Source organism: Nocardiopsis sp. CNS-639, from assembly GCF_000381685.1.
Lineage (GTDB): Bacteria > Actinomycetota > Actinomycetes > Streptosporangiales > Streptosporangiaceae > Nocardiopsis > Nocardiopsis dassonvillei.
The window spans coordinates 149,336-175,677 of record NZ_KB906862.1; the positions used below are offsets into that span (position 1 = coordinate 149,336).

Below are 26,342 nucleotides of genomic sequence, written 5' to 3' on the forward strand. Positions count from 1 at the left end.
CCAGTCCTTCCCCCGAGTCCCGTGGACATCTCCTGGGACCACAACAGCCACTACCACGAACACCTCCTCCGCCACGTGCCCCCGCACTGCACCCGAGCGCTCGACGTCGGGTGCGGCGGCGGTAGGTTCGCCAGGCTCCTGGCCTCCCGCGGGATCGCCGTCGACGCGATCGACCCCGAACCGCGGATGGTCTCCATGGCCCGTGAACGCACGCCCGCCCGGCTGCCGGTCCACTACCGCGTGGCCGCGCTGGAGGAGACGGAGCCGCGTCCCGGGGGGTACGGGTTCGTCAGCTCGATCGCCAGCATCCACCACATGCCGTTCGGGCCCTCGCTCGAACGGATGGCCGCCGCCCTCGCCCCCGGCGGCACGCTGGCCGTCCTCGGCCTGTACGCCGAGAGGGGCGCCGCCGACGTCGCGACCGGCCTGGCCGCACTGGGCCCGCAGTGGGTGGTCGGGGCCGGTCTGCGGCTGGGCCGCGCGCTCACCGGCACGCCGAACCCGCACAAGGTGGGACCCACCGCCGAGATGCCGATGCGCGACCCGGAGATGGGCCTGCGCGAGATCGCGGAGGAGGCCGGTGAGGTGCTGCCCGGCGCACGTCTGCGGCGGCTGCTGTTCTGGCGCTACTCCCTGGTCTACACGCGACCGGCCTGACCCCTTTCGAGGTCGGGCCGGTCGCTTCGTGTCGGTCGTGTCGTACCGGCCGTGCTGGCCGTGCCGCTGTACGGGCAGGTCCGCCGGGGGCCGGTCCGCCCGGGTCGGCCTGCCCGGGCAGACCCTCGGGAGCGGGTCCGCACGGGGCCGGTGCGCCGGAGATCAGTCTCCGCCACCGCCACCGCCGCCGTCACCGGAGGAGGAGCCTCCCCCGCCGTCGGAGGAGGGGCCCGCGCCGCCGCCGAAACCCCCGCTGTTGCCCGGACTCCAGCCGGTGCCGCCTCCGGGTTCACCGGACGGGGGCTGGTGGCCCTCCGGTCCGGGGTGCCCGGCGGGCCCCGGGTGACCGGCGGGCCCGCCGCCGGGGTGAGCGTACCCGTGCCCGGGGCGGTCGTGCTCGGGCGGCGCCGGGTGGGCCTGCCCGAACCCGTACGGCTGGCCGGGCGCGGGCGGTGCGAACGCCTGCCCGGCCGCGGGACCCGCGGCCGCCGGACCGGTGGCGCGGGCGGCGGCGGACTTGGAGCGGACCAGGGCCACGGCGAGCGTGACCAGCGCTCCGGTGACCAGGAGCCCGTACAGGAGCTCCACGATGACGCTCGACAGCCCGGTGACCGTCATGACCGCTTCGAAGGACAGGTCCATGACCCCGAGGGCGAAGGAGACCACCGAGCTCGCGACCTGGACGAGCGCGGCGGCGGTGAGCAGCGCCCCCACGGTCCGGACGGCGCCGGGGAAGGGCGATCCCTTCGCGCGGACGAAGGCGGTGATTCCCACCGCGAGGAGGAGGAGCGTGCCGAGGCCGTAGAGGAGCGGACCCAGGGTCGGGGGAAGAGAGGACATCGGAGGACTCCTCGTGTCAGCGGGTCGGGAAGGGCCGCGGACCGGGGTGGTGGCCGGGCGGCGGTGGCGGAGCGGTCGTCGGGGCCGTGAGGCGCTTCGCCGCGGCCAGCACCAGGGCGAGCAGGCCGCCGACGAAGAGCAGCGTGAACATCAGGTACAGGGCCGGGAGCACCGTGGTGTGCACGGCGATGTCCATGCCCGCGTACATGGGGGTGAAGGACCAGATCTGGACCGCCAGGTCGCCGAGGGCGCTGAGGACGATCAGGGCGCCGCCCGTCGCCACGAGCCCCCTGCGGCCGGAGGCCACCACGCCGCTGAGGGCCAGCATGAGGACGCCGAAGAGCAGGTAGAGGACCTCGAACAGCAGGGAGATGACGGAGGAGGCGGTGTAGAGGGGAGAGATCAGGTGCATCCGGGGCCTTTCCTGGGGGCACGGGCGGATCCAGACTCTCACGCCGGGCTGTTCGCCTGGTCAGCGCCGGTGCGAGGGGCCGTCGTCGCCCGCGCGGGAGGGGGCGGCGGGACCGCCCGCGGTGGCGGCCGGGCGCCGCGGTCCGCGTACGTGGGGTGGGACGGCGGACCCGCCGCGGGAGTTTTCCACAGAACCCTTTCGGCTCTGGCGGCCCCCGCCTCCGGTGAGGAACATGGGAAGCGGTGGCACAACAGCCGGAGGTGACGTCGTGCTCGTGGTGGAACTGGATCGGATCGACGGGGTGGAGACCGACCTGGTCGGCGGCAAGGCCGCCGGGCTGGCCGGGGCCATCGCGGCCGGAGAACGCGTGCCCCCGGGTTTTTGCGTCACCACCGAGGCCCACCGCTCCGGGAGGCTGCCGGAGGAGGAGGTGACCGCCGCCTACGAGGCCCTCGGCGGCGGCCGGGTGGCGGTACGGTCCAGCGCGACCGCGGAGGACCTGCCGGACGCATCCTTCGCCGGACAGCAGGACACCTACCTGGACGTCGAGGGCGCCGACGACCTCCTCACGGCCGTCCGCCGGTGCTGGGACTCGCTGTGGGCCGACCGCGCCGTCGCCTACCGTCGCGACCGGGGAATCGACGACGACGGGGTGCACATGGCCGTCGTCGTGCAACGCATGGTCGATCCCCGGGCCGCGGGGGTGCTGTTCACCGCCAACCCGGTCACCGGCACACGGGGCGAGACCGTCCTGGACGCCGTTCCCGGCCTCGGGACCGCGGTGGTCGACGGCACGGTCCGGCCCGACCACTACGTCGTGGCCGCGGACGGCGGGACCGAGGGACCGGACGACGGATGCCTGTCGCCGGAGGAGGTGACGGCGCTGCACGCCGCCGGGCAGCGGCTCCAGCGTCACTTCGGCTCACCGCAGGACGTCGAATGGGCCCTGGACCGCGACGGGACCCCCTGGATCCTCCAGTCCCGGGCGGTCACCACCCTCTTCCCGCTGCCCGACCACCACGATGACGGGCCCCGCGCCTACTTCGAGGTCGGCAACATGCAGGGCATGCTCCGCCCGTTCACCCCGATGGGCCTGTCCGTGCTGGGAATCGTCGCCTCCGCGTGGCTCGGCTCCCGGGGCACCGGCCCAGACGGCGGGGACGCGGTGGTGGCCGACGTGGCGGGCAGGTTCTACCTGGACCTCACCCCCTACCTGCGCAACCGCTGGATCCGCGGGTTGTTGCCGGACAGCATGGCCGTCTACGGCCCCCGGGCCGCGGCCGCCGTCCGCTCCCTCCTGGACGACCCGCGGTTCGCCGCGCGCCCCGGCGGACGTATCGACCCGGTCAGGGTGGTCGGGGCCGTCGCGCGGGCGCTGCCGCTCACCGGCAGGGTCCTCGGGGACGCCGTGGCCGCGCTCGTCGACCCCGACGACGCCAGGAGGCGCTTCCTGCGGGCCGGCGCGGTGCTCCGGGCGCGTGCCACCCGCCCCCCGGAGCACGCGCTCACCTCCGCGCGACGTCTGCGGCACGCGACGCGGCTCCAGAACGAGGCGCTGACGGAGGGGATGGCCCCGATGATGGGGCCCCTGTGCGTCGCGATCCTCTCCGCCAAGGCGCCCGAACTGCTGCTCAGGGGGATCGCCGAACCGGGCGAGGTGGCCGCCGTCCTCGGCGGGATGCCGCACAACGTCACCACGGAGATGGACCTGGCGCTGTGGCGACTGGCGGTCGGGGCGCGCGGGCACGGCGAGCTGTTCAGGGACACCCCGCCTGACGAACTGGCGTCCGGGTACCGGGCGGGAACGCTCCCCGACATCGGTCTCGACGTCTTCCTGGAGCGGTATGGGCACCGCGGCGCCGCCGAGGTCGACGTGGGCGTGCCCCGATGGTCGGAGGACCCCGCGCCCCTGTTCGCGGCGATCGCCAACTACCTGCGGGTGAGCGATCCAGAGCAGGAACCCGACCGGAGGTTCGCCCGGGCCGCCGCCGAGGCCGAACGCACACGGGACGCGCTGGTCCGCAGGGCGCTCGCCTCCCGGCCGGTCCGCGCGCGTCTGGCGTCGTTCTCCTTCGACCGTGCGCGCGCCCTGGCCGGGATGCGGGAGTACCCCAAGTTCTCCTGGTTGTTCGCCATCGCCGAGACGCGTCGGCAGCTCCTCCTCGTCGGCGCCGAGATGGCCGGGGCGGGACGGCTGGACGAGCCCGACGACATCATGTTCCTCCGCGTTCCGGAGGCGCGCGCCCTGGTGGAGGGCGCGGACCAGCGCGCACTCGTCGCCGAGCGCCGCGCCGGGTACCTGCGTGAGCGCGGACGCCGCCGGGTGCCCCCGGTCCTGCTGTCCGACGGCACCGACGTGGAGGCGGCGCTGCCCGCCCCGACCTCCGGGCGGGACGGGGAACTCCTCGGCGTGCCCGCCTCCTCGGGAACCGCGACCGGGGTGGCGAGGGTGGTCCACGATCCGGCGGGGGCCACGCTGGAACCGGGGGAGATCCTGGTGGCCCAGAGCACGGATCCCGGATGGACACCGCTGTTCATGACCGCCGGAGGGCTGGTGGTGGAGACGGGGTCCACCATCGCGCACGGGCCGACGGTCGCCAGGGAGTACGGCATCCCCGCCGTGATCTGCGTTCCCCGGGCGACCGAGGTGATCCGGGACGGGCAGCGGATCACCGTCGACGGTGCCGCGGGCACGGTCCGCGTCGAGGGCGGGGAGAGACCGGAGGAGCCCAGACCGGTGGAGGGCTAGAAGCCGCCCCCGCCGCCGCCTCCGTCGGCCCCGCCGCCGTTGTGGCCGCCTCCGCCGTCGAAAGCGTCGCCGCGATGGCCGGGATCGCCCGTTGCCGGGTGGGCGTTCGAAGCGCGAGCGGAGGAGCGGCCACCGCCGTACGGGGCACCGCCCGGTTGTCCGCCCCGTGGTTCCGGCCGCTGCTCCGGTCGTCGCGGAACGGTTCCCCGGGGCGCGTGCCGCCGTCCCCGGGAGCTGATCACCGCGCACAGCAGCAGGACGAGCGCCACCGCGAGCAGCACGTGGACCCCGATGTCGAGGGCGAACAGCACCGGGAACGGGACCGGCACCTCACCGTTCTCCACCAAGGACGGGAGGAAGAGGAACCGGAACCAGAGCTCCCGGGCCCCCTGGACGATGCTGAGGAGCACGAGCAGGCCGCCTCCGGTGCGTACGAAGCCGCGTCCGCCGGGAGCCCTCCGGGCGAGGACCAGCGCCAGGACCCCCGCCAACAGCGGGGGGAGCACCACGGTCAGCAGGTTCAGGAGGAACCGCACCAGGTCGGGGCCCTGCTCGGTCATCGCCAGGCCTCCTCGTGCGGTCCGTCGAAGGGGGAGGAGAACGGAGGGGGCGGCCCGGCCCGCGACGTCCTCCGGGTGGCGGCCAGGACCAGTAGGAGCATGCCCGCGCCGAGGAGGGCCGCGGACAGGTAGTACGACACGCTCGTGATCAGCGCGGTGGTCTCGGAGTCCGCCACCTGTTCGCGCACCCAGGGGGAGAAGAGCTGGTCGAGCAGGGACAGGACGGAGGAGGCCAGCAGCGCCGCCGCGCCCAACCCGGTGGTCGCACGGCGTTCCGGCGCGGCGGCGAAACAGCAGAGCAGTGCGAAGAGGCCCACCAGCAGAAGGAGGAGAGGTCCGATCAGGTAGGGCAGGTGGAGGTTCACTGCGGTCCTCTTCGGTGAGGGAGTCGACGGGGCCGTGGCGCGGTGCTCGTGCGTGCCGCGAGGAGAACGTACCCGCCCGGGAGGCGTCCGAGGCGGCCACGGCCGCTTGTGGCCAGACAGACCCGTGGGACCCGAACCCATCCCGCCCCGGCCGCCTCCCGAAGCACACACGCCAGAGTCCCCGGCGTGCACACAGTCGGCCGTGGTCACGGAGGGTGCGGTCGGGAAGCCTCTGTGTGGCACGGCACAGGTGTTATGTCCATGGGTTGGTTATTTGTCCGCTTTGGCAGGATGTAACCTTAGCCTTGCCTTACTAAGCCAAGCCTTGCCAAACCCAGGCAGGGCTTTCCCCTGTCTGGAGCCGTCGTGACCCCACGCGCCACAGCCCTGTTCTCCCTCGTCCCGGCCTCGGCCCTGCTCCTGGCCGGGTGCTCGACCGAGACGGAGGCGGACACCACGGAGGCGGCCGAGACGGTCGTCGTCGAGGCCGAGAACGGTCGGATCGAGATCCCCCGCGACCCCGCGACCGTCGTCGTCTTCGACAACGCCCAGCTCGACATCCTCGACGCCCTCGGCGTTGACGTCGCGGGCATCCCCTCCTCCGAGGTCGTCCCCGACCTCTTCGCCGACTACGCCGAGAACGAGGACGTGGCCGACGTCGGCTCCCTGTTCGAGCCGGACTTCGAGGCCGTCGCCGCGCTCGACCCGGACGTGATCATCAGCGGCGGCCGCAGCGCCGCAGTCACCGGCGAACTGGCCGAGATCGCCCCCACCATCGACATGTCCCTCGACGCCGCCGACGCCCTCGGCAGCATCTCCGAGCGCACCACCGCCTACGGCGAGGTCTTCGACAGGGCGGAGGAGGCCGAGGCCCTCGTCACCGAGCTGGAGAACCGTGTCGAGGAGGTCGGCGCCAAGGTCGCCGAGGCGGGCGACGGCCTCGTCCTCATGTCCAACGCCGGTGAGGTCAGCGCCTACGGTCCCGGCTCCCGCTTCGGCTTCTTCTACGACGCCCTGGGCCTGGAGCCCTCCATCGGGATCGACAACGGGGAGTCCCGCCACGGAGAGGTCCTGTCCTTCGAGGCACTGGCCGAGGCCGACCCCGACTGGCTCTACGTGATCGACCGCGACAACGCCATCGGCGAGGAGGGCGCCTCCCCCGCCGAGCAGGTGCTCGACAACGACCTCGTCGCCCGCACCACCGCCGCGCGGGAGGACCAGATCCTCTACCTGGACTCCGCGGAGATGTACCTGGTCGGCGGTATCCAGGCGCACCTCAACGCGATCGACGACGTCGACGCGGCCCTCTCCTGATCCCGTGACGTCCACGACCACCGCCAAGCCCGGGGAGCGGAGCGGCAGCCCCTCCCCGGGCGGGCGCGTCCCGCGCCTCGTCCTCGCCCTGGCCGCCCTCGCCGTCCTGGCGCTGTCCGTGGCCAGCCTGTTCGTCGGGGCCAGCGACATCACCCCGGCGCGGCTGCTGAGCGACCCGGAGTCCTGGGAGCTGTTCCTGGTCAGCCGGGTTCCGCGCACCCTCGCGCTGCTGCTGGCCGGTGCCGCGGTGAGCGTCGCGGGCCTGATCATGCAGCTGCTCACCCAGAACCGCTTCGTGGAGCCCTCCACGGCGGGAACGGTGCAGTCGGCCGCCCTCGGCATCCTGCTGGTCACCCTCCTCTTCCCCGACGCGCCGCTGCCGGTGAAGATGACCGCGGCCTGCGTCACCGCGCTCCTGGGCACCGCACTGTTCCTCGGCGTGCTCCAGCGGGTCGCCCTGAAGTCCTCGCTGGTCGTGCCGCTGGTCGGCATCATGCTCGGCGCGGTGATCAGCTCGGTCACCACCTTCGTCGCCCTGCGCCACGACCTCCTCCAGACCCTCTCCGTCTGGCAGTCCGGCGACTTCTCCGGGGTCATGCGGGGCCGCTACGAACAGCTGTGGCTGGTCGGCCTCCTCGCCCTGGCCGCCTACCTCGTCGCCGACCGCCTCACCGTCGCCGGGCTCGGCCGCGACATCGCGGTCAGCGTCGGGCTCGACCACCGCACCGTCATGGCCCTGGGAGTCGGGATCGTCGCCGTCGTCAGCGGCGTGGTGGTGTCGGTCGTCGGCAGCCTGCCCTTCCTCGGCCTCATCGTGCCCAACCTGGTCAGCATGGCGGTCGGCGACCACGTGCGCCGGGGGATCCCCTGGGTCTGCCTGCTCGGCGGCGGGGTCCTCGTTCTCTGCGACATCCTCTCCCGGGTCGTCCGCGCGCCCTTCGAGATCCCCGTCGGCAGCGTCCTGGGCGTCGTGGGCGCGGTCGTGTTCCTGTCCATGCTGCTGCGGAGGAGTTCCCATGCCGGTCGCTGAGCGCGGTACGGCCCCCGCCCGCGCCGCCGCCCCCGTCCGCCGGGTCCCAGCCGGGGCGCGGATCGCGCTGCTGGCGGCGGCCGCAGCCGCCCTAACCGCCGCGTACCTGACCTACGGGGTGACCGGCAACGTCGCCTACGTGGTCGAACGCCGATCGGCCGTGGTCCTCACCATGTTCGTGGTGGCCTTCGCGGGCGCGGTCTCCACGGTCCTGTTCCACACCGTCACGGACAACCGCATCCTCACCCCCTCCATCATGGGGATGGAGTCGCTGTTCGTCCTGGTGCAGACCTGCCTGGTCTTCGCGTTCGGCGTCGCGGGCCTGAGCGCGCTGCCGCCGGTGGCGGCGTTCCTGGCGCAGACCGCCCTGATGGTGCTCTTCGCGCTGCTGCTGTTCAAGCGCCTGTTCACCGGCGGGATCGGCAGCCTGCACCTGACACTGCTGGTCGGCATCGTCCTGGGCGTGCTGTTCACCAGCCTCTCCCAGCTCATGCAGCGGCTGCTCGACCCCAACGAGTTCACCGCCCTCCAGACCCGCCTGTTCGCCCGGCTGACCCGCGCCGACCCCGACCTGCTGCCGTGGGCGGCGGCCGTCGCCGTGCTCGCGGGCCTGTACGTGTGGCGGCGGAACCGGACGCTGGACGTGCTCGCGCTCGGCCGGGACACCGCCGTGAACCTGGGCGTGGACCACACCCGCGAGGCCGTCCGGATCCTCATGACCGTCGCCCTGCTCACCGCTGTCTCCACCGCGCTGGTCGGACCGATGACCTTCTTCGGGTTCATGGCCGCCACCCTGGCCTACCAGGTCGCCGGGCGCCACGAGCACCGGTACGTCGTCCCGGTGGCCTTCCTCGTGGGACTGTGCGCCCTGGTGGGCGGGCAGTTCGTCCTCGAACACCTCCTCGGGCACGCCGGCACGCTCAGCGTGGTCATCGAGTTCACCGGCGGCGCCCTGTTCCTGTACCTGCTGATGCGAAAGGCCGCGCGTTGATCGAACTGACCGACCTCACCAAGGCATACGGGTCCCGGACCGTCCTCGACGACGTGTCGCTGCGGATCGAACGGGGCGGCGTCACCTCGATCATCGGGCCCAACGGCGCGGGCAAGTCCACGATGCTCACCATCATCGGCCGCCTGCTCGGCGCGGACGGGGGCCGGGTGACCGTCGACGGGATGGACGTGGCCACCACCCCCGGCCGGGACCTGGCCAGGAGGCTGTCCATCCTGCGCCAGGAGAACCGCTTCACCGCCCGGCTGACCGTGCGCGACCTGGTCGGCTTCGGACGCTACCCGCACTCACGGGGACGGCTGACCGCCGAGTGCCGCGAACAGGTCGAGGCGGCCCTGGGCTTCCTGGACCTGGTGCCGCTCGCCGACCGGTTCCTGGACGAGCTGTCCGGCGGCCAGCGCCAGCGCGCCTACGTGGCGATGGTGCTGTGCCAGGACACCGACTACGTGCTGCTGGACGAACCGCTGAACAACCTCGACATGAAGCACGCCGTGTCGATGATGCGCCAGATCCGGCGGGCCGCCGACGCGCTCGGCCGCACCGTCGTGATCGTCATCCACGACATCAACTTCGCCTCCGCCTACTCCGACCGGATCGTGGCCATGCGCGACGGCCGCGTCGTCCACACCGGAACGCCCGAGGAGATCATGACGCCCGAGGTGCTGCGGGACGTGTTCGACCTGGACGTGCGGATCGAGGAGGTCGCGGGCTCCCGGATCGGGGTGTACTACCGCTAGCCACGGGGACACCGGCACCCGCGGTCCCGACAGGTTCGGCCTCCGAGATGTACAGTCCGGTTCGTCCCCTCTTATCCTTGGGTCATGAACGCCCAGCCTCCCAAGCCCCCCGCGCGCACCGCTCCCCCCGCAGACCTGCGCGCCTCCCACGCCGACCGGGACGCGGTGGTGGAGCAACTGCGCGACGCGGCGGCCGAGGGGCGCATCGACCTCGATGAGCTGGATACGCGCCTGGAGCAGGCGCTGAATTCCAAGACGCACGCCGAGCTGGCCGTCCTGACCGCCGACCTGCCTCAGCCGCAGCTCCCCGAAAGCCGGCCGCCGCTGGTGGTCAAGGGCGGTATGCACGGCGCGTCCCTCGGCCCCGGGCGCTGGGAGGTGCCCGGGCACGTGATCGCCCACGGGGGCATAGCCGGGGTGAAGATCGACTTCAGCCGGGTCGAGTGCCGCCTCACGGAGGTCGTGGTGGAGGCCTACGGGGAGGCGGCCGGTGTCACGATCGTCATCCCCGACGGCTGGGCGGCGGACACCAGCGGCGTGGACCCCGGCATGGGCGGTCTCAAGGACAAGACGACCCCCGACCGGCTCGCGGGAACCCCGCTGATCCGGCTCACCGGGTCCGGCGGCATGGCGGGGGTGGTCATCCGCCACCCCAACCGCTGGGAACGGCGCAAGCTGAACAGCAACCCGAAGCAGGACTAGCCGCCCCGCCCGGGGTCGCCGACAGCCTGTTCTCCTCGAACGTGAACACCCCGATCCGTCGCGACCTCCCGAAGGGGTTGGGGTGCGGGCCGCCCTCCGCCGCGGCAGGACCGCGGCCGGGTGGCGGGTCGGGGACCCGGTGCTTCCTGTTGACTCCGGGACGCCCTGGCCCGCCGGGCCCCCTTCGGGTCGTTGGTCCCATGTGCGCGGCGCGCCCCGGGGTAGTTCGCCGGTATGAACAGGAACCGCGACATCCCCCGTGCCCCCGGGCGGTTCGGCACCCTCATGGGCCGTTGGACCATCTACGCCCAGAACAACCCGCGTCAGTACGGCCTCCGCACCGCCCTGCTGGTCGCCGTCCTCACCGTTCCCTTCACAGCCCTGCTGTTCGTTCCTCTGATGATCGGGGCCGATTTCGCCCCCGCCATCGTCGTCGTCACGGGAGGGACCCTGACCATGGCGGTGGTCGTCTCCGCGGCCGTCGGTTTCGGCACCGCGTGGATGACGCGCCGCATGGTCAAGGGCAGGCCGCTACCTGTGGACGCCGACCCGGCCAAGACCTGGGCCGCGCACTGGCAGATCATGCGGGGCACCCTCCACCCGGACCCCGAGACCAACCGGCTCGGGCGCATCCTCGCCGACCAGAGCGACACGTCCCGCTCCCCGAAGTTCATGCTGCTGTTCGGCTGCGTCCTCGTCGTACCCAACGTCGTCAACGCCCTGCTCCAGTACGCCGACGGAACCCCGCTCGCCTCGGTCAACCTGTTCCTGGCGGGACTGCTGGTGGTCATGATCGCGACCTTCGTCCCGCTCACGATGCGCCGCCAGCGCAGGGTCCGCCAGTTCCGTGAGACCTACGACCTCGCCGCCGCGGGTTCCTCCGGTACGCTCGGACGCGAGGACTGACCACGGCGCCCCTTCCCCCTCACCCCCACGCTCCGTGACCGCTCCTCGCCCGGCGGCGCCGATCGGCTCCGCGTCGGGACAGCGCGGTGCGCAACAGCGCATCGAATCGGTTCGATAACGGACGGGACGGCACGGTGCGGATCTCCGATGTGGCCCGGCACGCTGGCGTGTCGCCGAGCACGGTCTCCTACGTCCTCAGCGGCAAGCGGTCGATCTCCGAGACCACCCGGCGGCGCGTGAAGGAGAGCATCGACGCCCTCGGCTACCAGCCGCACGCGGGCGCCCGCTCCCTTGCCAGCCGCCGCAGTAACGTGATCGCCCTGGTCATCCCGCTCCGCGGCGACGTCCACGTCCCCGTCGCGATGCGCTTCGCCGTCTCCGTGGTCACCGCCGCCCGCGCGCACGACCACGACGTCCTCCTGCTCACCCAGGGTGAGGGCCCCGACGGCCTGCGCCGGGTCTCGGGCAGCGCCATGGTGGACGGGGTCATCGTCATGGACGTGGAGGCCGACGACGCCCGCGTCCCCGTCCTGCGCGAACTGGACCTGCCCTCGGTCCTCATCGGCGTCCCCGAGGACACCGAGGGTCTGACCTGCGTGGACCTCGACTTCGCCGCCGCCGGGGCGGCCTGCGTGCACCACCTCGCCGACCTCGGCCACACCGACCTCGCCTTCGTCGGACAGCCCCCCTCGGTGTACGAACGGCGCACCGGGTTCGCCGAGCGCACCACCACCGGCTTCGAACGCGCCGCCGCCGAGCGCGGCGTCCGCGCCACCCTGCACCCGTGCTCCCCCGACACCGCGCACGGCCTCGCGGAGGACCTGCTCCGCGAGCGGCCCGGCCTCACCGGCCTCATCGTGCACAACGAGCCCTCCGTCGGCCCGCTGCTCGAATCCTTCGCCGAGCACGGCCGCACTCCGCCCGAGCTGTCCGTGGTCGCCATCGGCCCGGTCCCGCCCGGCGCCCCGCCGCTGACCTCGGTGGACCTGCCCGCCGAGGAGGTCGGGGCCCGCGCGGTCGGCCTGCTCATGGACAAGATCGACGGTCCCGGGAACCCCGGGGTGACCCTGCTCGAACCCCGGCTCACCTCCCGGGAGAGCACCGCCCCCCGCGCCTGACCGCGCGCCACGCCCGACCGCGCTCCGCGCCCGAACAGGGAATGTGGCCGGGGACACCGGAAAAAGTGTCCCCGGGTCGTGGAATACCCACCCCCACCCTCCCGTTGTACGGGGTGCCGGAAGGTGCGGTAGAAAGTGTCCCCCGGGCTCCACTCAAAGCCTTCACGGAATACCGCGCCCGCAAGGGCGGCAGGAGCCGTGTTGTGCACCGCGCCGTGAGGCGACCGCCGCACCGTTCCGGTGTACGTGACGGCCCCGCAGGGCAGCTGCCCTGCGGGGCCGTTTCACGTCCCGCGCCCCCGAGGGGCGCCCCGAGGGGAACTCAGCCGCGCCGGGCCTTTTGGACGGCCTCGGCCAGCTCCTCCTTGTTCATCTTGGAGCGGTTCTCGATGTCCAGCTCCTTGGCCTCCTCGTAGAGGTCGCGCTGCCTGGGAACCCTGCCCTTGACGTCGAAGCGCTCCAGCTCCCGGGCGCGCCGCTCCCAGAACGCCCTGCCCAGCTCCTGGGCCCGCTTCTGGCTCACGGCCTCCCTGAGCCCGGGCAGGACGTCGCTCTCCTCCTCCTCGACGTGGTGCTTGACCGCGTCGACGAACTCCTTGCAGCGCTTGTCGAACTCCTTGCTCTTCGGGTCGCACTCCTTCAGCTTCCGGAGCAGCTCCTCGGCCTCCTGGTGCTCCTCCGTGCCGTGGCGGACCTCCGGTCCCTCGCCAGCGGCCTTGGCGGCGGCCGGGTACACCTCGTCCTCCTCGGCGCGGCTGTGCGCGGTGAGGATCGCCTCGATCTCCTCCAGCAGGCGCGGCCGCTGGTCGGGCTCGGACTGGAGCCGGTCGAACAGCTTCTCCATCGTCCGGTGGTCCTTCAGGATCAGGGTGACGGCGTCCTCGGCCATGTTCTCCTCCGCTTCGGTGGTGGTGCTTCCGACCACCGCCACTACCCACGGGCCCGCTGTCCAGACACGGCGCCGACCGGCCACCGCATCGGCTCCGCCCGGCCAGCCCCGACCGGCCACCGTCCCGGCCGCCGCCCCGACCCGAGTCCGGAAACAGCCGGGGCCGCGCCCCGCGCCCCGCGCGGAACACGGCCCGGATCCGGGAACGGAAGGTCAGCGCAGGCCGAACAGGTGCTCCATGGCGAGCTGGTCCAGGCGCTCGAAGTGGTAGCCCCGCTCACCGACCTCGGCCAGGTCGATCTCCTCGGCCAGCAGGTCGGACAGGGACTCGCCCTCGCCCAGCGTGGACTGGGACAGCTCGGGCACGCGCGAGGCCGCGAGCGCCTCCACCACCTCGGGGTCGGCGCGGAACGCCCTGGCCTTCTCCTTGAGGATGAGGTAGTTGCGCATGCAGGCCGCGGCCGACTCCCACACGCCGCTCATGTCCTCGGTGCGCGGCGTCTTGAAGTCGAAGTGCAGCGGGCCGTCGTAGCCCGCGCTCTCCAGCAGGTCCACCAGGAAGAACGCCTCCTTGACGTCGCCCGAGCCGAAGCGCAGGTCCTGGTCGTACTTGATCCCGCGCTGGCCGTTGAGGTCGATGTGGAAGAGCTTGCCCGCCCACAGGGCCTGCGCGACGCCGTGCGCGAAGTTCAGCCCGGCCATCTGCTCGTGGCCGACCTCCGGGTTGACCCCCACCATCTCGGGGTGCTCCAGCTCGTTGATGAAGGCCAGGGCGTGCCCCACCGTGGGCAGCAGGATGTCGCCGCGCGGCTCGTTGGGCTTGGGCTCCAGGGCGAAGCGCAGGTCGTGGCCCTGCTCGCGCACGTAGCCGCACAGGATGTCGAAGGCCTCGCGCAGCCGGTCCAGGGCGGCGTGGTCGTTCTTGCCCGCCTCGGTCTCGGCGCCGTCCATGCCTCCCCAGCACACGTAGGTCTTGGCGCCCAGCGACACGGCCAGCTCGATGTTGCGGATGACCTTGCGGATGGCGTACCGGCGCACGTCGCGGCTGTTGGAGGTGAACCCGCCGTCGCGGAACACCGGGTCCGAGAACAGGTTGGTGGTCGCCATCGGCACCTTGAGCCCGGTCTCGTCCAGGGCCGCGCGGAACCGCTTGAGGACGTCCTCGCGCTCGGTGTCGGAGCTGCCGGGCGGGATGAGGTCGTCGTCGTGGAAGGTGATCCCGTGCGCGCCGAGGTCGGCGAGGCGGCGCACGGCGTCCACCGGGTCGAGCGCCGGGCGGACGGGGTCGCCGAAGGTGTTCACCCCGCGCCACCCCACGGTCCACAGACCGAAGGTGAACCTGTCCGCGGGCACGGGCTGGTAGCTGCTCATGTCGTGTCTCCTGAGGTAGGCGCAGGACTCCGGAATAGTTTGTCTAGAGTCACAACTAATTGTCAACGGGGTGGCCGCGCAACACCGCCACCCCGCCGCCCGGCAGGGTCATCCCCTGCGCCGAAACGCCCGACACCAGGTCTCGGGCGCCCGCGTCCAGCCCGAACCGGGCCGGGTCGATCCACCGCGGCCGGTCGTCGTGGTTGGTGACGAACACCCACGCGCCGTCCCGGTCCACCCGGCGCACCACCTCCAGCCCCGGCTCCGGGAACGGCCCCGTCCCCGCCGCCTCGGCCAGCAGCCGCGCCAGGCCCCGGTCCGACAGCCGGGCCGACAGGTACCAGGCCTCGCCCGCGCCGTGGCGCCGCCGCGTCACCGCGGGCAGCCCGTCCAGCGGCCCGCCCGCGTAGTGGGCCACCGCCTCGGCTCCCGCCAGGTGGACGTGCTCGCTCCACAGGGTGACCTCCTCGCGCACCGAACCCAGGTCCACGCCCACCGAGTCCCCGGGCAGCAGCGGGTGTATCTCCTCCACCCGCACCCCCAGCAGGTCCCGCAGCGCGCCCGGGTACCCGCCGGTGCGCACGGTCCCGTCCGGGTCGGCGGCCCCGCTCAGGAAGGTCACCACCAGCGTTCCGCCGTCCTCGGTGTAGCGGGCCAACCGCTCGGCCGCCTCGTCCGAGAGCAGGTACAGGGCGGGCACCACCAGCAGCGGCACCCGCGGCAGGTCGCGGTCGGGGCGCACCATGTCCACCGTGCGCCCCGACCGCCACAGCACCCGGTGCACCTGACGCGCCGCCTCCAGGTAGTCCACGCCCCGCGCCGGCAGCGACGGGCTGCCCAGCGCCCACCAGCACTCGGGGTCCCAGGTGAGCGCCGCGTCGGCGACCACGTCGGCGTCGCGCGCCTCCGCCACGCGGGGCAGCACGCTCCCCAGTTCGCACACCTCGCGGAAGATCCGCGAATCCGGCCCGGCGTGCGGCACCATCCCCGAGTGCCACTGCTCGGCGCCGCCCCGGGACGCCCGCCACTGGAAGAACATCGCTCCCCGCGACCCGCGCGCCACGTGCGCCAGGCTGTGCCGCGCCGTCTCCCCGGGGGCCTTGGGCCGGGCGACCTCGCCCGTGTAGGTCACACCCGCCGCCTGTTCCATCAACAGCCACGGCCGACCCGGGCCGGGCACGCGCTCCGCCCACGAGCGGGCCAGGTCGGCGGCGAAGGCGGTCTGCTCCGCCCCGCCCTGCCCCGTCCGGTCCGGGTAGTCGTCCACGGCCACCAGGTCCAGGTGCTCGGCCCACCGCCACGGGTCCACCGGCACCCAGTCGCCGAAGGCCAGGTTGGTCGTGACCGGCACGTCCGGCCGGACGGCGCGCAGCACGTCGCGCTGGGACAGGAAGTGGTCGAGCATCGCGTCCGACAGGAACCGCCGGAAGTCCAGCACGTGCGCCGGGTTGGGCAGGTACTGGGTCGCCCGCGGCGGCTGGATCTGCTCCCACTCCGAGTAGTGCTGGCTCCAGAACGCCGTGGTCCACGCCGCGTTGAGCCGGTCCAGGTCCACGTGGCGACCCCGCAGCCAGTCGCGGAAGGCCCCGGCGGTGTGCTCGGAGTGCGACCACGTCCCGTACTCGTTGTGCACGTGCCACAGGCGCAGCGCCGGGTGCCCGGAGTAGCGCTCCGCCAGCGCGCGGGCGATGCGCACCGAGGCCTCCCGGTAGGCGGGGGAGCACACGTCGTAGGTGTCGCGGCTGCCGTGGGTGAGCCGGGTCCCGTCCGCGGTCACCGGCATCGCGTCGGGGTGGGCGAGCCCGAACCACGGCGGGGGAGAGGCGGTCGGGGTGGCCAGCGCGACCCCGATCCCGGCGTCGGCGAGCCGGTCCAGCACCCGGTCCAACCACTCGAACCGGTACTCGCCCTCCTTCGGCTCCAGGAGCGCCCAGGAGAAGACGCCGACCGTCACGAGGTTGACCCCGGCGCGGCGCATCAGCTCCACGTCCTCCGCCTGGACCTCCTCCGGCCACTGCTCGGGGTTGTAGTCGCCGCCGAACCACAGCGGAGAGGACATGGGGAACTCCTTCTGGTTTGGTGTGTGCGCCAACAAAGTAGGGCGAAAACCCTTCCGGGCGACACCCCCCACACGAGGAGAGCGCATGTCCGCAGCACGACGGGTCCGCACCCGCCATCCGGTCGGGAACTGGGAGGACGCGCTGGTCACCGGCAACGGGCGCCAGGGGGCGCTCGTGCACTCGACGGCGGAGCGCGTCCGCCTCACGCTGGGCCACGAGCGGCTGTTCCTGCCGGTCACGGAGCCCCTGCCCGCCCCCGCGACCGCCTCCCTGCTGCCCGAACTGAGGGAGCTGCTGCGCCGGGGCCGCTCCCGCGAGGCCGCCGGACGGATCACGGAGTCCGCGGCGCGGGAGCACCCGGGCTACGCCGACACCCGGTGGATCGACCCGCTGGTGGGGGCCGCCGTGCTCTCGTTCACCCCGCGCGGGCCCCGGCCGGGGCCGGTCACGCGCACGTGCGATCTGGACTCGGGCCTGGTCACGGAGGAGCTGCCGGACGGGACCGTGCACCGGGCCTTCGCCTCCCGGCCCGACGACGCCGTGGCCGTCGAGCTCGCATCGCCCCGCGGCCTGGACGGAACGCTGCGGCTCACCGCCTTGGAGGAGACGCCGCCGGTCCCGGTGGCGGTGGTCCGTGAGGCGGCCCCCGGCCTGTTGACCCTGCGGGCGGACTTCCCCGAGCGCCCGCCCGGCGGCCTGTCCGGGTACACGGTGACCTGCGCCGTCAGCGCCGAGGGCGGTCGGGTCGGCGTCGGTGGTGAGGGGTTGGACCTGCGGGGTGTCCGGCGGCTCCGGCTGGTGGCACGCGTGCGGGTGGACGGGTTTCCCGCGTCCGCCGGGATCCCGGCGGACTTCGCCGGGGCGCTCGAACGCCACCGGGCGGTGCACGGCGACCTCATGTCCCGCTTCCGGCTGGAGCTGGAGGGCGGTCCGGCCCGCCCCGACGCGCTCGGCGAGGACCTCCTGGCGGCGGGGGCCACCCCCGACCTGATCACCCGCCTGGTCGACGCCGGGCGGTACGCGATCATCTCCAGCTGCGGCGACCTGCCGCCCACCCTCCAGGGGGTGTGGAGCGGCACCTACGACCCACCGTGGCGGTCGGGGTACACCTTCGACGGCAACCTGCCCTCCGCCCTCGCGGCCCTGCACACCACGGGCACGCCCGAGCTGATGACCGGCCTGTTCGACCTCCTCGACGGCATGGCCGACGACCTGGCGGAGAACGCGCGGAGGCTCTACGGCTGCCGGGGGATCCTGCTGCCCGCGCACGCCTCCACCTCCGGCAGGCACAACCACTTCGGCCCCGAGTGGTGCCTGACCTGCTGGACCGCGGGAGCGGCGTGGACGTCCCGCCTGTACTGGGACCACTACTCCCACACCCGCGACCGCGCGTTCCTGCGCGAGCGCGCCCTGCCCTTCCTCACCGCCGCCGCGGAGTTCCACGAGGACTTCCTCACCGACGAGGGCTTCTCCCCCTCCTACTCGCCGGAGAACACCCCCGGGGACGGTGACGGCCAGGCCGCCGTCAACGCCACCATGGACGTCGCGGCCGTGCGCGACCTGGTGCGCAACCTGCTGCGGGCGCACCGCGTGCTGGGTGTTCCCGGCTCCCGCCGCTGGGCACGGCTGGGGGCGCGGCTGCCCGGATACCGGGTCGCCCCGGGCGGCGAACTCGCCGAGTGGGCGGGTCCGGCCGGGCCGGTCGGGCAGACCGAGCGGCACGCGCACCGGCACGCCTCCCACCTGTACCCGCTCTGGTACGAGACCGACCCCGCCCTGGTCTCGCCCCGGCTGCGCGCGGCGGCGGTCGCCGCCGTGCGCGCCCGCCTGGAGTGGTGGCGCGGGCAGGAGTCCGACGAGATGGCCTTCGGCCTGGTCCAGCTGGGGCTGGCCGCGGCCAACCTGGGTCTGGCCGCCGAGGCGCACGAGACCCTGTCCCTGCTGGCCACCCGCTACTGGCGCCCCACCCTGGTGCCCACGCACAACCGGGGCAGCCTGTTCAACGTGGACATCGGCGGCGGGTTCCCGGCGGTGGCGGCGGCGATGCTGGCCCGGTCCGCCGAGGGGCGCCTGGACCTGTTTCCCGCCCTGCCCCGGGAGTGGGCCTCGGGCCGGGTGGAGGGGCTGCGGGCCCGGGGCGGGGTCGTCGTGGAACTCCTGGAGTGGTCCGGCGATCGGGCCCGCGCGCGGCTGCGGGCCGTCGAGCCCCGCGAGACGGTGGTGGCGCTTCCCGGAGGGGAGCGGCGCAAGGTGGACCTGGTACCGGACCGGACGGTGTCCCTGCAATTCCCGATGGCCGCCGTGGAAGAGTCGAATCGCTTCGAAATTTCCTCCACAACACCCCTTGCCGGGGGTTAGTCGGCTATCCAGACTAATGGGGAATTCGTGTCCGCCCCGGGACCGGATTTCCCGGGACGGGCGTACCCCCCAGATTCCCCCAAGGAGCCCGCACATGCCTCCCGAACAGCACCGGCCCCCCAGACGCGGGCGGGGCTTACCGGCGCTCGCCGTCGCGGCGGCCACCGCACTGGCCGCCTCCACCGTCGTCGCCACCACCGCGGCCGGGGCCGCCCCCGCCGAGCCGACCGCGGCACAGGACGCCTACGAGTGGGACAACGTCGAGATCGTCGGGGGCGGCTTCGTCCCCGGCATCGTCTTCAGCGAGACCGAACCGGGTCTGGCCTACGCACGCACCGACATCGGCGGCGCCTACCGCTGGAACCCCGACACCGAACGCTGGATCCCCCTGCTCGACTGGGTCGGCTGGGACGAGTGGGGCTACACGGGCGTCGTCAGCATCGCCACCGACCCCGTCGACCCCGACCGCGTGTACGCGGCCGTGGGCACCTACACCAACGGCTGGGACCCCAACAACGGGGCCATCCTCAGCTCCGACGACCGCGGCGAGACCTGGGACGTCGCCGAGCTGCCCTTCAAGCTCGGCGGCAACATGCCCGGCCGCGGCCTCGGCGAGCGCCTGGCCGTGGACCCCAACGACAACAGCGTCGTCTACTTCGGCGCGAGCGGCGGCAACGGCCTGTGGCGCAGCACCGACCACGGCGCCACCTGGGCCGAGGTCGAGGCCTTCCCCAACCCCGGCGACTACGTCCAGGACCCGGGCGACGAGACCGGTATGATGTCCGACATCACCGGCGTGACCTGGGTGGACTTCGACCCCAGGACCGGGTCCGAGGGCTCGGTCACCCAGGACGTCTACGTCGGCGTCGCCGACCTGGACGACCCGGTCTACCGCAGTCAGGACGGCGGACAGACCTGGGAGCCCGTCCCCGGCGCGCCCACGGGGCACCTGCCCGCGCACTCGGTCGTGGACCACGAGGGCGGCCAGCTCTACATGGCCACCACCAGCACCCCCGGCCCCTACGACGGCGACTCCGGCGACGTGTGGCGCATGGACCTGGCGACGGGGGAGTGGACCGACATCAGCCCCGTCCCCTCCGGCTCCGAGGACAACTACTTCGGCTACGGCGGCCTGACCATCGACCGGCAGGACCCGGACACGCTGATGGTCGCCACCCAGATCTCCTGGTGGCCCGACATCCAGATCTACCGCAGCACCGACCGCGGCCAGACCTGGACCCAGGCGTGGGACTGGGGCGCCTACCCCGAGCGCACCACGCGCTACGAGATGGACATCTCCGGAGCGCCCTGGCTGGACTTCGGCGGCACCGGGACGCCCCCGGAGACCCAGCCCAAACTCGGCTGGATGACGCAGGCGATGGCGATCGACCCGTTCGACTCCGACCGCTTCATGTACGGCACGGGCGCCACGGTCTACGGCAGCGACAACCTCACCAACTGGGACGCGGGCACCACCTTCGACATCGGGGTCAGGGCGCACGGCATCGAGGAGACGGCCGTCAACGACCTGATCAGCCCGCCCGAGGGAGCGCCGCTGCACTCGGCCCTGCTCGACATCGGCGGCTTCACCCACCAGGACCTGGAGACCGTCCCCGACCAGATGTACCAGCAGCCCTACTGGGGCCACGGGAGCAGCCTGGACTTCGCCGAACTCCAGCCCGCGACCATCGCGCGGGTCGGCGGCAGCGACGCCGAGGCCGCCATCGGCCTGTCCACCGACGGCGGCGAGAGCTGGTGGGCCGGGCAGGAGCCCGGCGGTGTGACCGGCGGCGGCACGGTCGCGGTGAACGCGGACGGCTCGTCCCTCGTGTGGAGCCCCGACGGCACCGGCGTCCACGTCTCCACCACCCTGGGCTCGTCGTGGACCGCCTCCACCGGTGTCCCGGCGGGCGCGAGGGTGGAGGCCGACCGGGTGGACCCGGACGTGTTCTACGCCGTCTCCGGCGGCACCTTCTACACCAGCACCGACGGCGGGGCCACCTTCACGGCGGGTTTCGACGGGCTCCCCGCCGAGGGGAACATCCGCTTCGGCGCGGTGCCCGGCCACACCGGTGACGTGTGGGTCGCCGGAGGCACCGGGGACCACTACGGCATGTGGCGGAGCACGGACGCCGGGGCCTCCTTCGAGCAGGTCGAGGCCGTGGACGAGGGCGACGCGGTCGGCTTCGGCGCGCCCGCGCCGGGCTCGGACTACCCGGCGGTGTACACCAGCTCCAGGATCGACGGCGTGCGCGGGATCTTCCGCTCCGACGACGCGGGCGAGAGCTGGGTGCGGATCAACGACGACCAGCACCAGTGGGCCTGGACGGGGGCGACCATCACCGGCGACCCCAACGTCTACGGCCGGGTCTACGTCGGCACCAACGGCCGGGGGATCGTCTACGGCGACCTGGCGGGCGGGGGCGGCGACCCCGAGCCCACGCCGGAGCCCACGCCGGACCCCGAACCCACCCCGGAGCCGTCCCCGGACCCCGAGCCCGGGGACTGCGATGTCGAGTACTCGTTGATCAACACCTGGAGCGGCGGGTTCCAGGCCGGGGTGACGGTCACCAACAACGGCGACGAGGCCCTGGAGGGCTGGGAGGTCGGTTGGGAGTTCACGGCCGGTGAGGAGGTCACGAGCCTCTGGAACGGCGCGCACACCCAGGACGGCGCCTCCGTTCGGGTCACCGACGCCGGGTGGAACGCCCGGATCGCCCCGGGGAGCTCGGTGACGGTCGGCTTCAACGGGACCGTGGACGGCGAGCCCGCGCAGCCGACCGGGCTCACCCTCGACGGGGAGGCCTGCGGCTGACGCTCTGACACACCGACACGGCGGGGCCGGGAGCCGCGGGGGCGGTTCCCGGCCCTTGGGCTTGCCATGTTTCCTGAGCGGGAAACCGAGTCGCCCCTCTTCATCATTGGATGTACATCCAGTACATTGGTTGCATGAACGAGCCTGTGACCGTCACCATGTCCGAAGTGAGACGACACCTCGCCGACACCATTGACCGGGCGCGCCACGATCGCACGCCGACCTTCATCACGCAGCGAGGCAGGACGACCGCAGTTCTCCTTGACGCTGATGAGTACCACCGCCTGCTTGAGGTGGAGCAGACCGCGGAGGACATGTGGCTCAACCGTCTCGCGGATGAGGCCGAGGAGGAAGGGCGAGAGGGATCCGTCTCTCTGGAGGAGATGGCCCGCGAACTCGCCCAGGGGGAGGGGTGAACCGTCACATCACTCGTTTCAGTACTGCGGCCCAGCGCAGGATGCGTAGGATCCCCCGCAAGGAAGCGGTCAGGATTCTGCGCCGTCTGTCCGAACTCCAGCAGGCACTCGACGTCGGCGACACCAGCGGCTTTGACGTCAAGCCGCTCGCAGGTCATCAGGGCCGCTGGCGGCTACGCGTCTGCGACTACCGGGTCGTCTACACCTTGGACAAGGACGATGAGGGTCAACCGATCGTGTGGGTCTGGGTGATCGCTGTCGGCAACCGCAGGGACGTCTACGGACAGGGTTTCTGACTGGCCACGGGCACACCCGGAGCCCGGGCACGCCCGCGCCCCCGGGGTTCCAGGAGGAGGGAGAACCCCGGGGGCGCGGGCGGGCCCGAGGCGGCGCTACCCCTTCACGGCGCCGATGATGACGCCCTTGGTGAAGTGCTTCTGGACCAGCGGGTAGACGAACGTGACCGGCACCAGGGCCACCACCACGATGGCCATCTGGATGGCCAGGTTGGGCGCCGAGGCGGTCCCTCCCTGCATCGCGTCGCCGATCACCGAACTCGAACTGAGCTGCTGGCCCTGCTGCACGTACTGGCGCAGCACCAGCTGGAGCGGCCACTTGGCGTTGTCGTTGATGTAGAGGATGGCGTTGAAGAAGGCGTTCCAGTAGCCCACCGCGTAGAACAGGCCGACGACCGCGGTGACCCCCTTGGACATGGGCAGGACCAGTCGGGTCATGATGGTCCACTCGCTCGCCCCGTCCACCCGGGCGCTGTCGCCGATCTCCTGGGGCAGGTTCATGAAGAACGCCCGCATCACCACCAGGTTGAACGCGTTCACCGCCGTCGGCAGGATCAGCGACCAGTAGCTGTCGATCAGGCCGACGTTGCTCACCAGCAGGTACAGCGGGATCATCCCGGGCGCGAACAGGAAGGTCAGCAGCACCGCGAACAGCAGCGGCCGGTGCCACAGCGACCCGGGCTGGGACAGCCCGTAGGCGGCCAGGACGGTCGCCACCAGGCTGACCAGCGTCCCCACGGCGGTGACGCCCAGGCTGACCAGCACGGCCCGGGTCACCACGCCGCCGCTGAACAGGTCGGCGTAGGCCTGGAAGGAGATCCCCTGCGGGACCAGCACCAGGCCGCCCGCGCTGTTCACCGCAGAGGCGGGGGACAGGCTGGTCAGGATCACGACGTAGAGCGGGAAGAGGATGACGACCGCGATCACGGCCAGGGTGGTGTTCTTCGCGGCGCGCGCGGGAAGACCGGGGCGCTCCGCCCACACGGGGCGGTCCTTGAACAGTGTGCTCATGCTCGTCGGTAGATTCCGTTCTCACCCATCTTGTGGGCCAGCTTGTTGGCCAGAACGATGAGGACCAGTCCGACCACGCCCTTGACCAGGCCCGCGACCGCTCCCGCGCTGAAGTTCCCCGTCACCAGGGTCTGGTGGTAGATGAAGGTGTCCAGCACCTCCGACACGCCCGATCCGAACGCGTCGCGCTGGAGGTAGAACTGCTCGAAGCCGACGTTGAGGATGTCGCCGATCTTGAGGATGAGCAGCAGGATGATCACCGGGCGCAGGCCCGGCAGGGTGATGTGCCACATCCGCCGCCAGCGTCCGGCGCCGTCCACGGCCGCGGACTCGTAGAGGTTCTGGTTCACGGCCGCCAGCGCCGCCAGGAAGATGATCGTGCCCCACCCGGCGTCCTTCCAGACCATCTGGGAGGTGACCACGAACAGGAACGCGTCGGGGTCGGACATGACCTCCAGCGGCGCGTACCCGTTCTGCCGCAGGAGCTGCGAGAACAGTCCGGCGCCGCCCAGGATCTGCTGGAACAGGGTGACGACCAGGACCCACGAGAAGAAGTGCGGCATGTACACGATGCTCTGGAGCACCATCCGCAGCCTGGGGCTGAGCACGCTGTCCAGCAGGATGGCCAGCGCGATCGGGATGGGGAAGAAGAACACCAGCTGGACGGCGGCGATGACCAGCGTGTTGCCCGCCGCGGACCAGAAGCGGGGGTCGGTGAACAGCCGCTCGAAGTGCGCCAGCCCCACCCACGGGCTGCCCCACACCCCGTCCCAGGGGTTGTAGTCCTGGAAGGCGATGATGTTGCCGAGGGTCGGCGTGTAGTGGAACACCGCCAGCAGGCCGATCGCCGGGACCGTCATCATCAGCAGCTGCCAGTCGCGGCGCAGCCTCGCACCGAACGGGACCCGCCTGCGCCTCGGGGGCGCGGACCCGCCCCGGCGGTCCGGGACGGCCGGGGACCGCCGCCCCCGGCCCCCGCGCCCGCGGGACGCGTCGGCCGGGGAGGGCGGTTCGCCCTTGGTCATGGTCCGCTCAGTCACGGCCGTGCTCCTGGAGGACCCGCATGTAGAACTCGCGGCCCTCGTCGCCGCCGTCGCGGCGCCAGTCCGCGACGGCCTGGTCCAGGGCGCTGAGGTCCTCGCGGCCCCGGATGATGTCGTTGACCCTGTCGGTCATCGGGGTCTCGGCCCCCGAGAAGCGCTCGGGGCGCTGGATGCGGATGCCCGCGAACGGGTCGTCCTCGGTGAACTGGGCGGCGTGGTTGTACCAGTCGCACTTCCACGGCACGAAGTCCGGGTACTGGCTCTCGGTGATCGCCTGGGGGCGTCCGCTGATGAAGTAGTAGCCGTCGTTGACCTCGCCGTTGCCGGTGTCGGTGAGCTGCGGGGCCCCGTCGTCGTTGAGCTCGTGGTGCGCGCCCGCCTCGCCGTAGCGGTAGTCCATGTACTCCCGCGTGCCGAACGGAGCGGCGCAGTAGTTGATGATGCCGAGGATCTCCTCGACCTGCTCCGGCTCCATGCCCTTGCGCACGAACACGGACTGGGCGGAGGGGTCGCTGCGGTGCATCACCGGGTCGGCGCCGCCGTTGCCGAAGGCCGGCATCAGGTCCAGGCGGAAGTCGGGGTTGTCGCCGAGCATCTGCATGTACGCCTCGTGCCAGGCGCCGATGCCGTCCTGGTTGAAGAGGATCTGCCCGGAGTTGAGCAGCTCCTTGGAGTTGTCCCCCAGGGCGACGATGTCGGGGTGGACGAGCCCCGCGTCGAACACCCTGCGCATGTACTCGATGCTGGCCCTCCACTCCTCGGTCTCGAACATGTGGATGAGCTCGCCGCCCGCGTAGCGCCACTGCTTGGGCGCACCGAAGACCTGGCGCATGGTGAGGTTGAAGTCGCCGAAGGCCCAGCGGTTGTTGTCCGGGTCGTTGACCTCCTCGCCGATCGCGAACAGGTCGTCGGGGCTGGTCGGGGCCTCCAGGCCGTACTCCTCCAGGAGGTCGCGCCGGTACAGGACCCAGTTGCCGAAGGGCTCGGCGGGCCAGGGCACCCCGTGCAGCTGCTGGTTGAAGACGTTCCAGCGCCAGGCGTCGCTGTCCAGGTTGGCCAGCAGGGGGTAGGCCTGCGCCGCGTCGCCGGCCAGGTGCGGCGTCAGGTCCTCGAACAGCTCGCCGACGGCCCGGTTGAACTGCGGGATCAGGTTGATGACCCAGTCGGGGATCATCGTGATGTCGGCGACGTCGCGCCCGGCGATCACCGCGTTCATCTTGTCGATGACCGAGTTGCCGTCCTGGAAGTTGAACTCCACCGTGGCGCCCAGACGCCCGTTGACGTACTCGAAGAAGGAGTTGTCGCCCAGGCCGGGCGGGATCGGCCCCCACAGCGGGGTCATCGCGGTGTAGCTTCCGCCCCTGCCGGGGGCCTCGGACACGGCCTGGACGAACTCCCGCGGGTAGGCGGTGAACCCGTCCGGGGCGCCGTGCTGTCCCGGGATGTCGGGGGTGACCCCCTGGAACGGGATGTGCGTGGGGATCAGGTCGTCCAGCGAGCTGGCGGAGGAGGCGGACCCTCCGCCGCTGGACGTCTCCGAGCCGCAGCCGGTGAGCGTTCCGGCGGTGAGCGCCGCGGCGGTGGAGGCGCCCACCAGGCCGAGGAAGCGGCGTCGGCTGGGGGGCAGGCGCAGGGGGGTGGTGCGCATAGCGTCGTTCCTTCGGTTGAGCAGGCCGGGGAGCCC

General features: G+C 72.4%; 23 protein-coding genes. 13 read left to right on the forward strand and 10 right to left on the reverse strand.

Going from position 1 to position 26,342, the window contains the following annotated elements; all coding sequences use genetic code 11:
- Window positions 1-21 precede the first annotated feature (21 nt).
- Window positions 22-657 (forward strand): bifunctional 2-polyprenyl-6-hydroxyphenol methylase/3-demethylubiquinol 3-O-methyltransferase UbiG, encoded by a 636-nt coding sequence (locus G011_RS0115720; RefSeq protein ID WP_019609316.1) that lies wholly within the window; start codon window positions 22-24, stop codon window positions 655-657.
- A gap of 162 nt (window positions 658-819) precedes the next feature.
- Here the strand turns inward: G011_RS0115720 and G011_RS0115725 are convergent, their stop codons facing one another.
- Together G011_RS0115725 and G011_RS0115730 are read right to left on the reverse strand one after the other, a co-directional pair.
- On the reverse strand, window positions 820-1,497 hold the full coding sequence (locus G011_RS0115725; RefSeq protein ID WP_026338344.1) for a hypothetical protein: 678 nt from the start codon (window positions 1,495-1,497) through the stop codon (window positions 820-822).
- Window positions 1,498-1,513: 16 nt separating this feature from the next.
- Entirely contained in the window at window positions 1,514-1,909 is a 396-nt protein-coding gene (locus G011_RS0115730) for a hypothetical protein (protein WP_019609317.1), read from the reverse strand.
- Window positions 1,910-2,177: 268 nt separating this feature from the next.
- On the opposite strand from G011_RS0115730, the gene G011_RS0115735 reads away from it, so the two are divergent.
- Window positions 2,178-4,658 carry a PEP/pyruvate-binding domain-containing protein gene (locus tag G011_RS0115735; RefSeq protein ID WP_019609318.1) on the forward strand — a complete coding sequence of 827 codons (2,481 nt, stop codon included), beginning with the start codon at window positions 2,178-2,180 and terminating at the stop codon, window positions 4,656-4,658.
- Here G011_RS0115735 and G011_RS30615 read toward each other — a convergent pair.
- Both G011_RS30615 and G011_RS0115745 read right to left on the reverse strand, forming a co-directional pair.
- Window positions 4,655-5,218 carry a hypothetical protein gene (locus tag G011_RS30615; protein WP_026338345.1) on the reverse strand — a complete coding sequence of 188 codons (564 nt, stop codon included), beginning with the start codon at window positions 5,216-5,218 and terminating at the stop codon, window positions 4,655-4,657. The genes G011_RS0115735 and G011_RS30615 overlap by 4 nt on opposite strands.
- Entirely contained in the window at window positions 5,215-5,583 is a 369-nt protein-coding gene (locus G011_RS0115745; RefSeq protein ID WP_019609319.1) for a hypothetical protein, read from the reverse strand. The genes G011_RS30615 and G011_RS0115745 overlap by 4 nt, the downstream gene beginning before the upstream one ends.
- Window positions 5,584-5,949: 366 nt before the next feature.
- On the opposite strand from G011_RS0115745, the gene G011_RS0115750 reads away from it, so the two are divergent.
- The 7 genes from G011_RS0115750 to G011_RS0115780 all read left to right on the forward strand — a co-directional run bounded on the left by G011_RS0115750 (window position 5,950) and on the right by G011_RS0115780 (window position 12,399).
- A complete protein-coding gene (locus G011_RS0115750) occupies window positions 5,950-6,897 on the forward strand; it encodes a siderophore ABC transporter substrate-binding protein (RefSeq protein WP_019609320.1) in 948 nt (315 codons plus the stop codon).
- A 4-nt stretch (window positions 6,898-6,901) separates the two neighbouring features.
- The gene (locus G011_RS0115755) at window positions 6,902-7,927 is read left to right on the forward strand and encodes an ABC transporter permease (protein ID WP_019609321.1); all 1,026 of its coding nucleotides are present in this window, start codon (window positions 6,902-6,904) and stop codon (window positions 7,925-7,927) included.
- Entirely contained in the window at window positions 7,914-8,918 is a 1,005-nt protein-coding gene (locus G011_RS0115760; protein ID WP_019609322.1) for an iron chelate uptake ABC transporter family permease subunit, read from the forward strand. Before G011_RS0115755 ends, G011_RS0115760 begins: the two co-directional genes overlap by 14 nt.
- Entirely contained in the window at window positions 8,915-9,673 is a 759-nt protein-coding gene (locus G011_RS0115765) for an ABC transporter ATP-binding protein (protein WP_019609323.1), read from the forward strand. The genes G011_RS0115760 and G011_RS0115765 overlap by 4 nt, the downstream gene beginning before the upstream one ends.
- An 84-nt stretch (window positions 9,674-9,757) precedes the next feature.
- Window positions 9,758-10,375 (forward strand): DUF1707 domain-containing protein, encoded by a 618-nt coding sequence (locus G011_RS0115770; protein ID WP_019609324.1) that lies wholly within the window; start codon window positions 9,758-9,760, stop codon window positions 10,373-10,375.
- 234 nt (window positions 10,376-10,609) lie between these two features.
- Window positions 10,610-11,281 carry a hypothetical protein gene (locus G011_RS0115775; RefSeq protein WP_019609325.1) on the forward strand — a complete coding sequence of 224 codons (672 nt, stop codon included), beginning with the start codon at window positions 10,610-10,612 and terminating at the stop codon, window positions 11,279-11,281.
- 134 nt (window positions 11,282-11,415) lie between these two features.
- Window positions 11,416-12,399 carry a LacI family DNA-binding transcriptional regulator gene (locus G011_RS0115780; RefSeq protein WP_026338347.1) on the forward strand — a complete coding sequence of 328 codons (984 nt, stop codon included), beginning with the start codon at window positions 11,416-11,418 and terminating at the stop codon, window positions 12,397-12,399.
- Between the two features lie 322 nt (window positions 12,400-12,721).
- Here the strand turns inward: G011_RS0115780 and G011_RS0115785 are convergent, their stop codons facing one another.
- The 3 genes from G011_RS0115785 to G011_RS0115795 all read right to left on the reverse strand — a co-directional run bounded on the left by G011_RS0115785 (window position 12,722) and on the right by G011_RS0115795 (window position 16,718).
- On the reverse strand, window positions 12,722-13,324 hold the full coding sequence (locus G011_RS0115785; protein WP_231391503.1) for a hemerythrin domain-containing protein: 603 nt from the start codon (window positions 13,322-13,324) through the stop codon (window positions 12,722-12,724).
- A 177-nt stretch (window positions 13,325-13,501) separates the two neighbouring features.
- Window positions 13,502-14,659 (reverse strand): xylose isomerase, encoded by a 1,158-nt coding sequence (xylA, locus tag G011_RS0115790; protein ID WP_019609328.1) that lies wholly within the window; start codon window positions 14,657-14,659, stop codon window positions 13,502-13,504.
- A 55-nt stretch (window positions 14,660-14,714) separates the two neighbouring features.
- The gene (locus G011_RS0115795) at window positions 14,715-16,718 is read right to left on the reverse strand and encodes a beta-galactosidase (RefSeq protein WP_019609329.1); all 2,004 of its coding nucleotides are present in this window, start codon (window positions 16,716-16,718) and stop codon (window positions 14,715-14,717) included.
- 85 nt (window positions 16,719-16,803) lie between these two features.
- Between G011_RS0115795 and G011_RS0115800 the strand changes: the two genes are divergently transcribed.
- From G011_RS0115800 to G011_RS0115815, 4 genes are all read left to right on the forward strand, one after another.
- Window positions 16,804-19,077 carry a glycosyl hydrolase family 95 catalytic domain-containing protein gene (locus G011_RS0115800; protein ID WP_019609330.1) on the forward strand — a complete coding sequence of 758 codons (2,274 nt, stop codon included), beginning with the start codon at window positions 16,804-16,806 and terminating at the stop codon, window positions 19,075-19,077.
- 94 nt (window positions 19,078-19,171) lie between these two features.
- Window positions 19,172-21,892, forward strand: a complete 2,721-nt coding sequence (locus G011_RS0115805; RefSeq protein WP_019609331.1) for a cellulose binding domain-containing protein — start codon at window positions 19,172-19,174, stop codon at window positions 21,890-21,892.
- 134 nt (window positions 21,893-22,026) lie between these two features.
- Entirely contained in the window at window positions 22,027-22,308 is a 282-nt protein-coding gene (locus G011_RS0115810; RefSeq protein ID WP_231391504.1) for a type II toxin-antitoxin system Phd/YefM family antitoxin, read from the forward strand.
- Window positions 22,305-22,604, forward strand: coding sequence for a type II toxin-antitoxin system RelE/ParE family toxin (locus tag G011_RS0115815; protein WP_019609333.1), 300 nt, complete (start codon window positions 22,305-22,307; stop codon window positions 22,602-22,604). Before G011_RS0115810 ends, G011_RS0115815 begins: the two co-directional genes overlap by 4 nt.
- 96 nt (window positions 22,605-22,700) lie before the next feature.
- Here the strand turns inward: G011_RS0115815 and G011_RS0115820 are convergent, their stop codons facing one another.
- The 3 genes from G011_RS0115820 to G011_RS0115830 are packed head-to-tail and all read right to left on the reverse strand — an operon-like array spanning window position 22,701 to window position 26,306.
- A complete protein-coding gene (locus G011_RS0115820; RefSeq protein WP_013156549.1) occupies window positions 22,701-23,615 on the reverse strand; it encodes a carbohydrate ABC transporter permease in 915 nt (304 codons plus the stop codon).
- Complete coding sequence (locus tag G011_RS0115825) at window positions 23,612-24,655, reverse strand: sugar ABC transporter permease (RefSeq protein WP_026338350.1); 1,044 nt, start codon at window positions 24,653-24,655, stop codon at window positions 23,612-23,614. Before G011_RS0115825 ends, G011_RS0115820 begins: the two co-directional genes overlap by 4 nt.
- Complete coding sequence (locus G011_RS0115830; protein ID WP_019609335.1) at window positions 24,648-26,306, reverse strand: extracellular solute-binding protein; 1,659 nt, start codon at window positions 26,304-26,306, stop codon at window positions 24,648-24,650. Before G011_RS0115830 ends, G011_RS0115825 begins: the two co-directional genes overlap by 8 nt.
- Between the last annotated feature and the right edge of the window lie 36 nt (window positions 26,307-26,342).

Excerpts from the sequence above, each read along its gene's own strand:
- G011_RS0115760 (WP_019609322.1), top strand. The coding sequence starts at position 7,914 with ATGCCGGTCGCTGAGCGCGGTACGGCCCCCGCCCGCGCCGCCGCCCCC.
- xylA (WP_019609328.1), bottom strand. The coding sequence starts at position 14,659 with ATGAGCAGCTACCAGCCCGTGCCCGCGGACAGGTTCACCTTCGGTCTG.
- G011_RS0115730 (WP_019609317.1), bottom strand. The coding sequence starts at position 1,909 with ATGCACCTGATCTCTCCCCTCTACACCGCCTCCTCCGTCATCTCCCTG.
- G011_RS0115830 (WP_019609335.1), bottom strand. The coding sequence starts at position 26,306 with ATGCGCACCACCCCCCTGCGCCTGCCCCCCAGCCGACGCCGCTTCCTC.
- G011_RS0115770 (WP_019609324.1), top strand. The coding sequence starts at position 9,758 with ATGAACGCCCAGCCTCCCAAGCCCCCCGCGCGCACCGCTCCCCCCGCA.
- G011_RS0115810 (WP_231391504.1), top strand. The coding sequence starts at position 22,027 with ATGAACGAGCCTGTGACCGTCACCATGTCCGAAGTGAGACGACACCTC.
- G011_RS0115820 (WP_013156549.1), bottom strand. The coding sequence starts at position 23,615 with ATGAGCACACTGTTCAAGGACCGCCCCGTGTGGGCGGAGCGCCCCGGT.
- G011_RS0115725 (WP_026338344.1), bottom strand. The coding sequence starts at position 1,497 with ATGTCCTCTCTTCCCCCGACCCTGGGTCCGCTCCTCTACGGCCTCGGC.
- G011_RS0115800 (WP_019609330.1), top strand. The coding sequence starts at position 16,804 with ATGTCCGCAGCACGACGGGTCCGCACCCGCCATCCGGTCGGGAACTGG.
- G011_RS0115795 (WP_019609329.1), bottom strand. The coding sequence starts at position 16,718 with ATGTCCTCTCCGCTGTGGTTCGGCGGCGACTACAACCCCGAGCAGTGG.
- G011_RS0115805 (WP_019609331.1), top strand. The coding sequence starts at position 19,172 with ATGCCTCCCGAACAGCACCGGCCCCCCAGACGCGGGCGGGGCTTACCG.
- G011_RS30615 (WP_026338345.1), bottom strand. The coding sequence starts at position 5,218 with ATGACCGAGCAGGGCCCCGACCTGGTGCGGTTCCTCCTGAACCTGCTG.
- G011_RS0115775 (WP_019609325.1), top strand. The coding sequence starts at position 10,610 with ATGAACAGGAACCGCGACATCCCCCGTGCCCCCGGGCGGTTCGGCACC.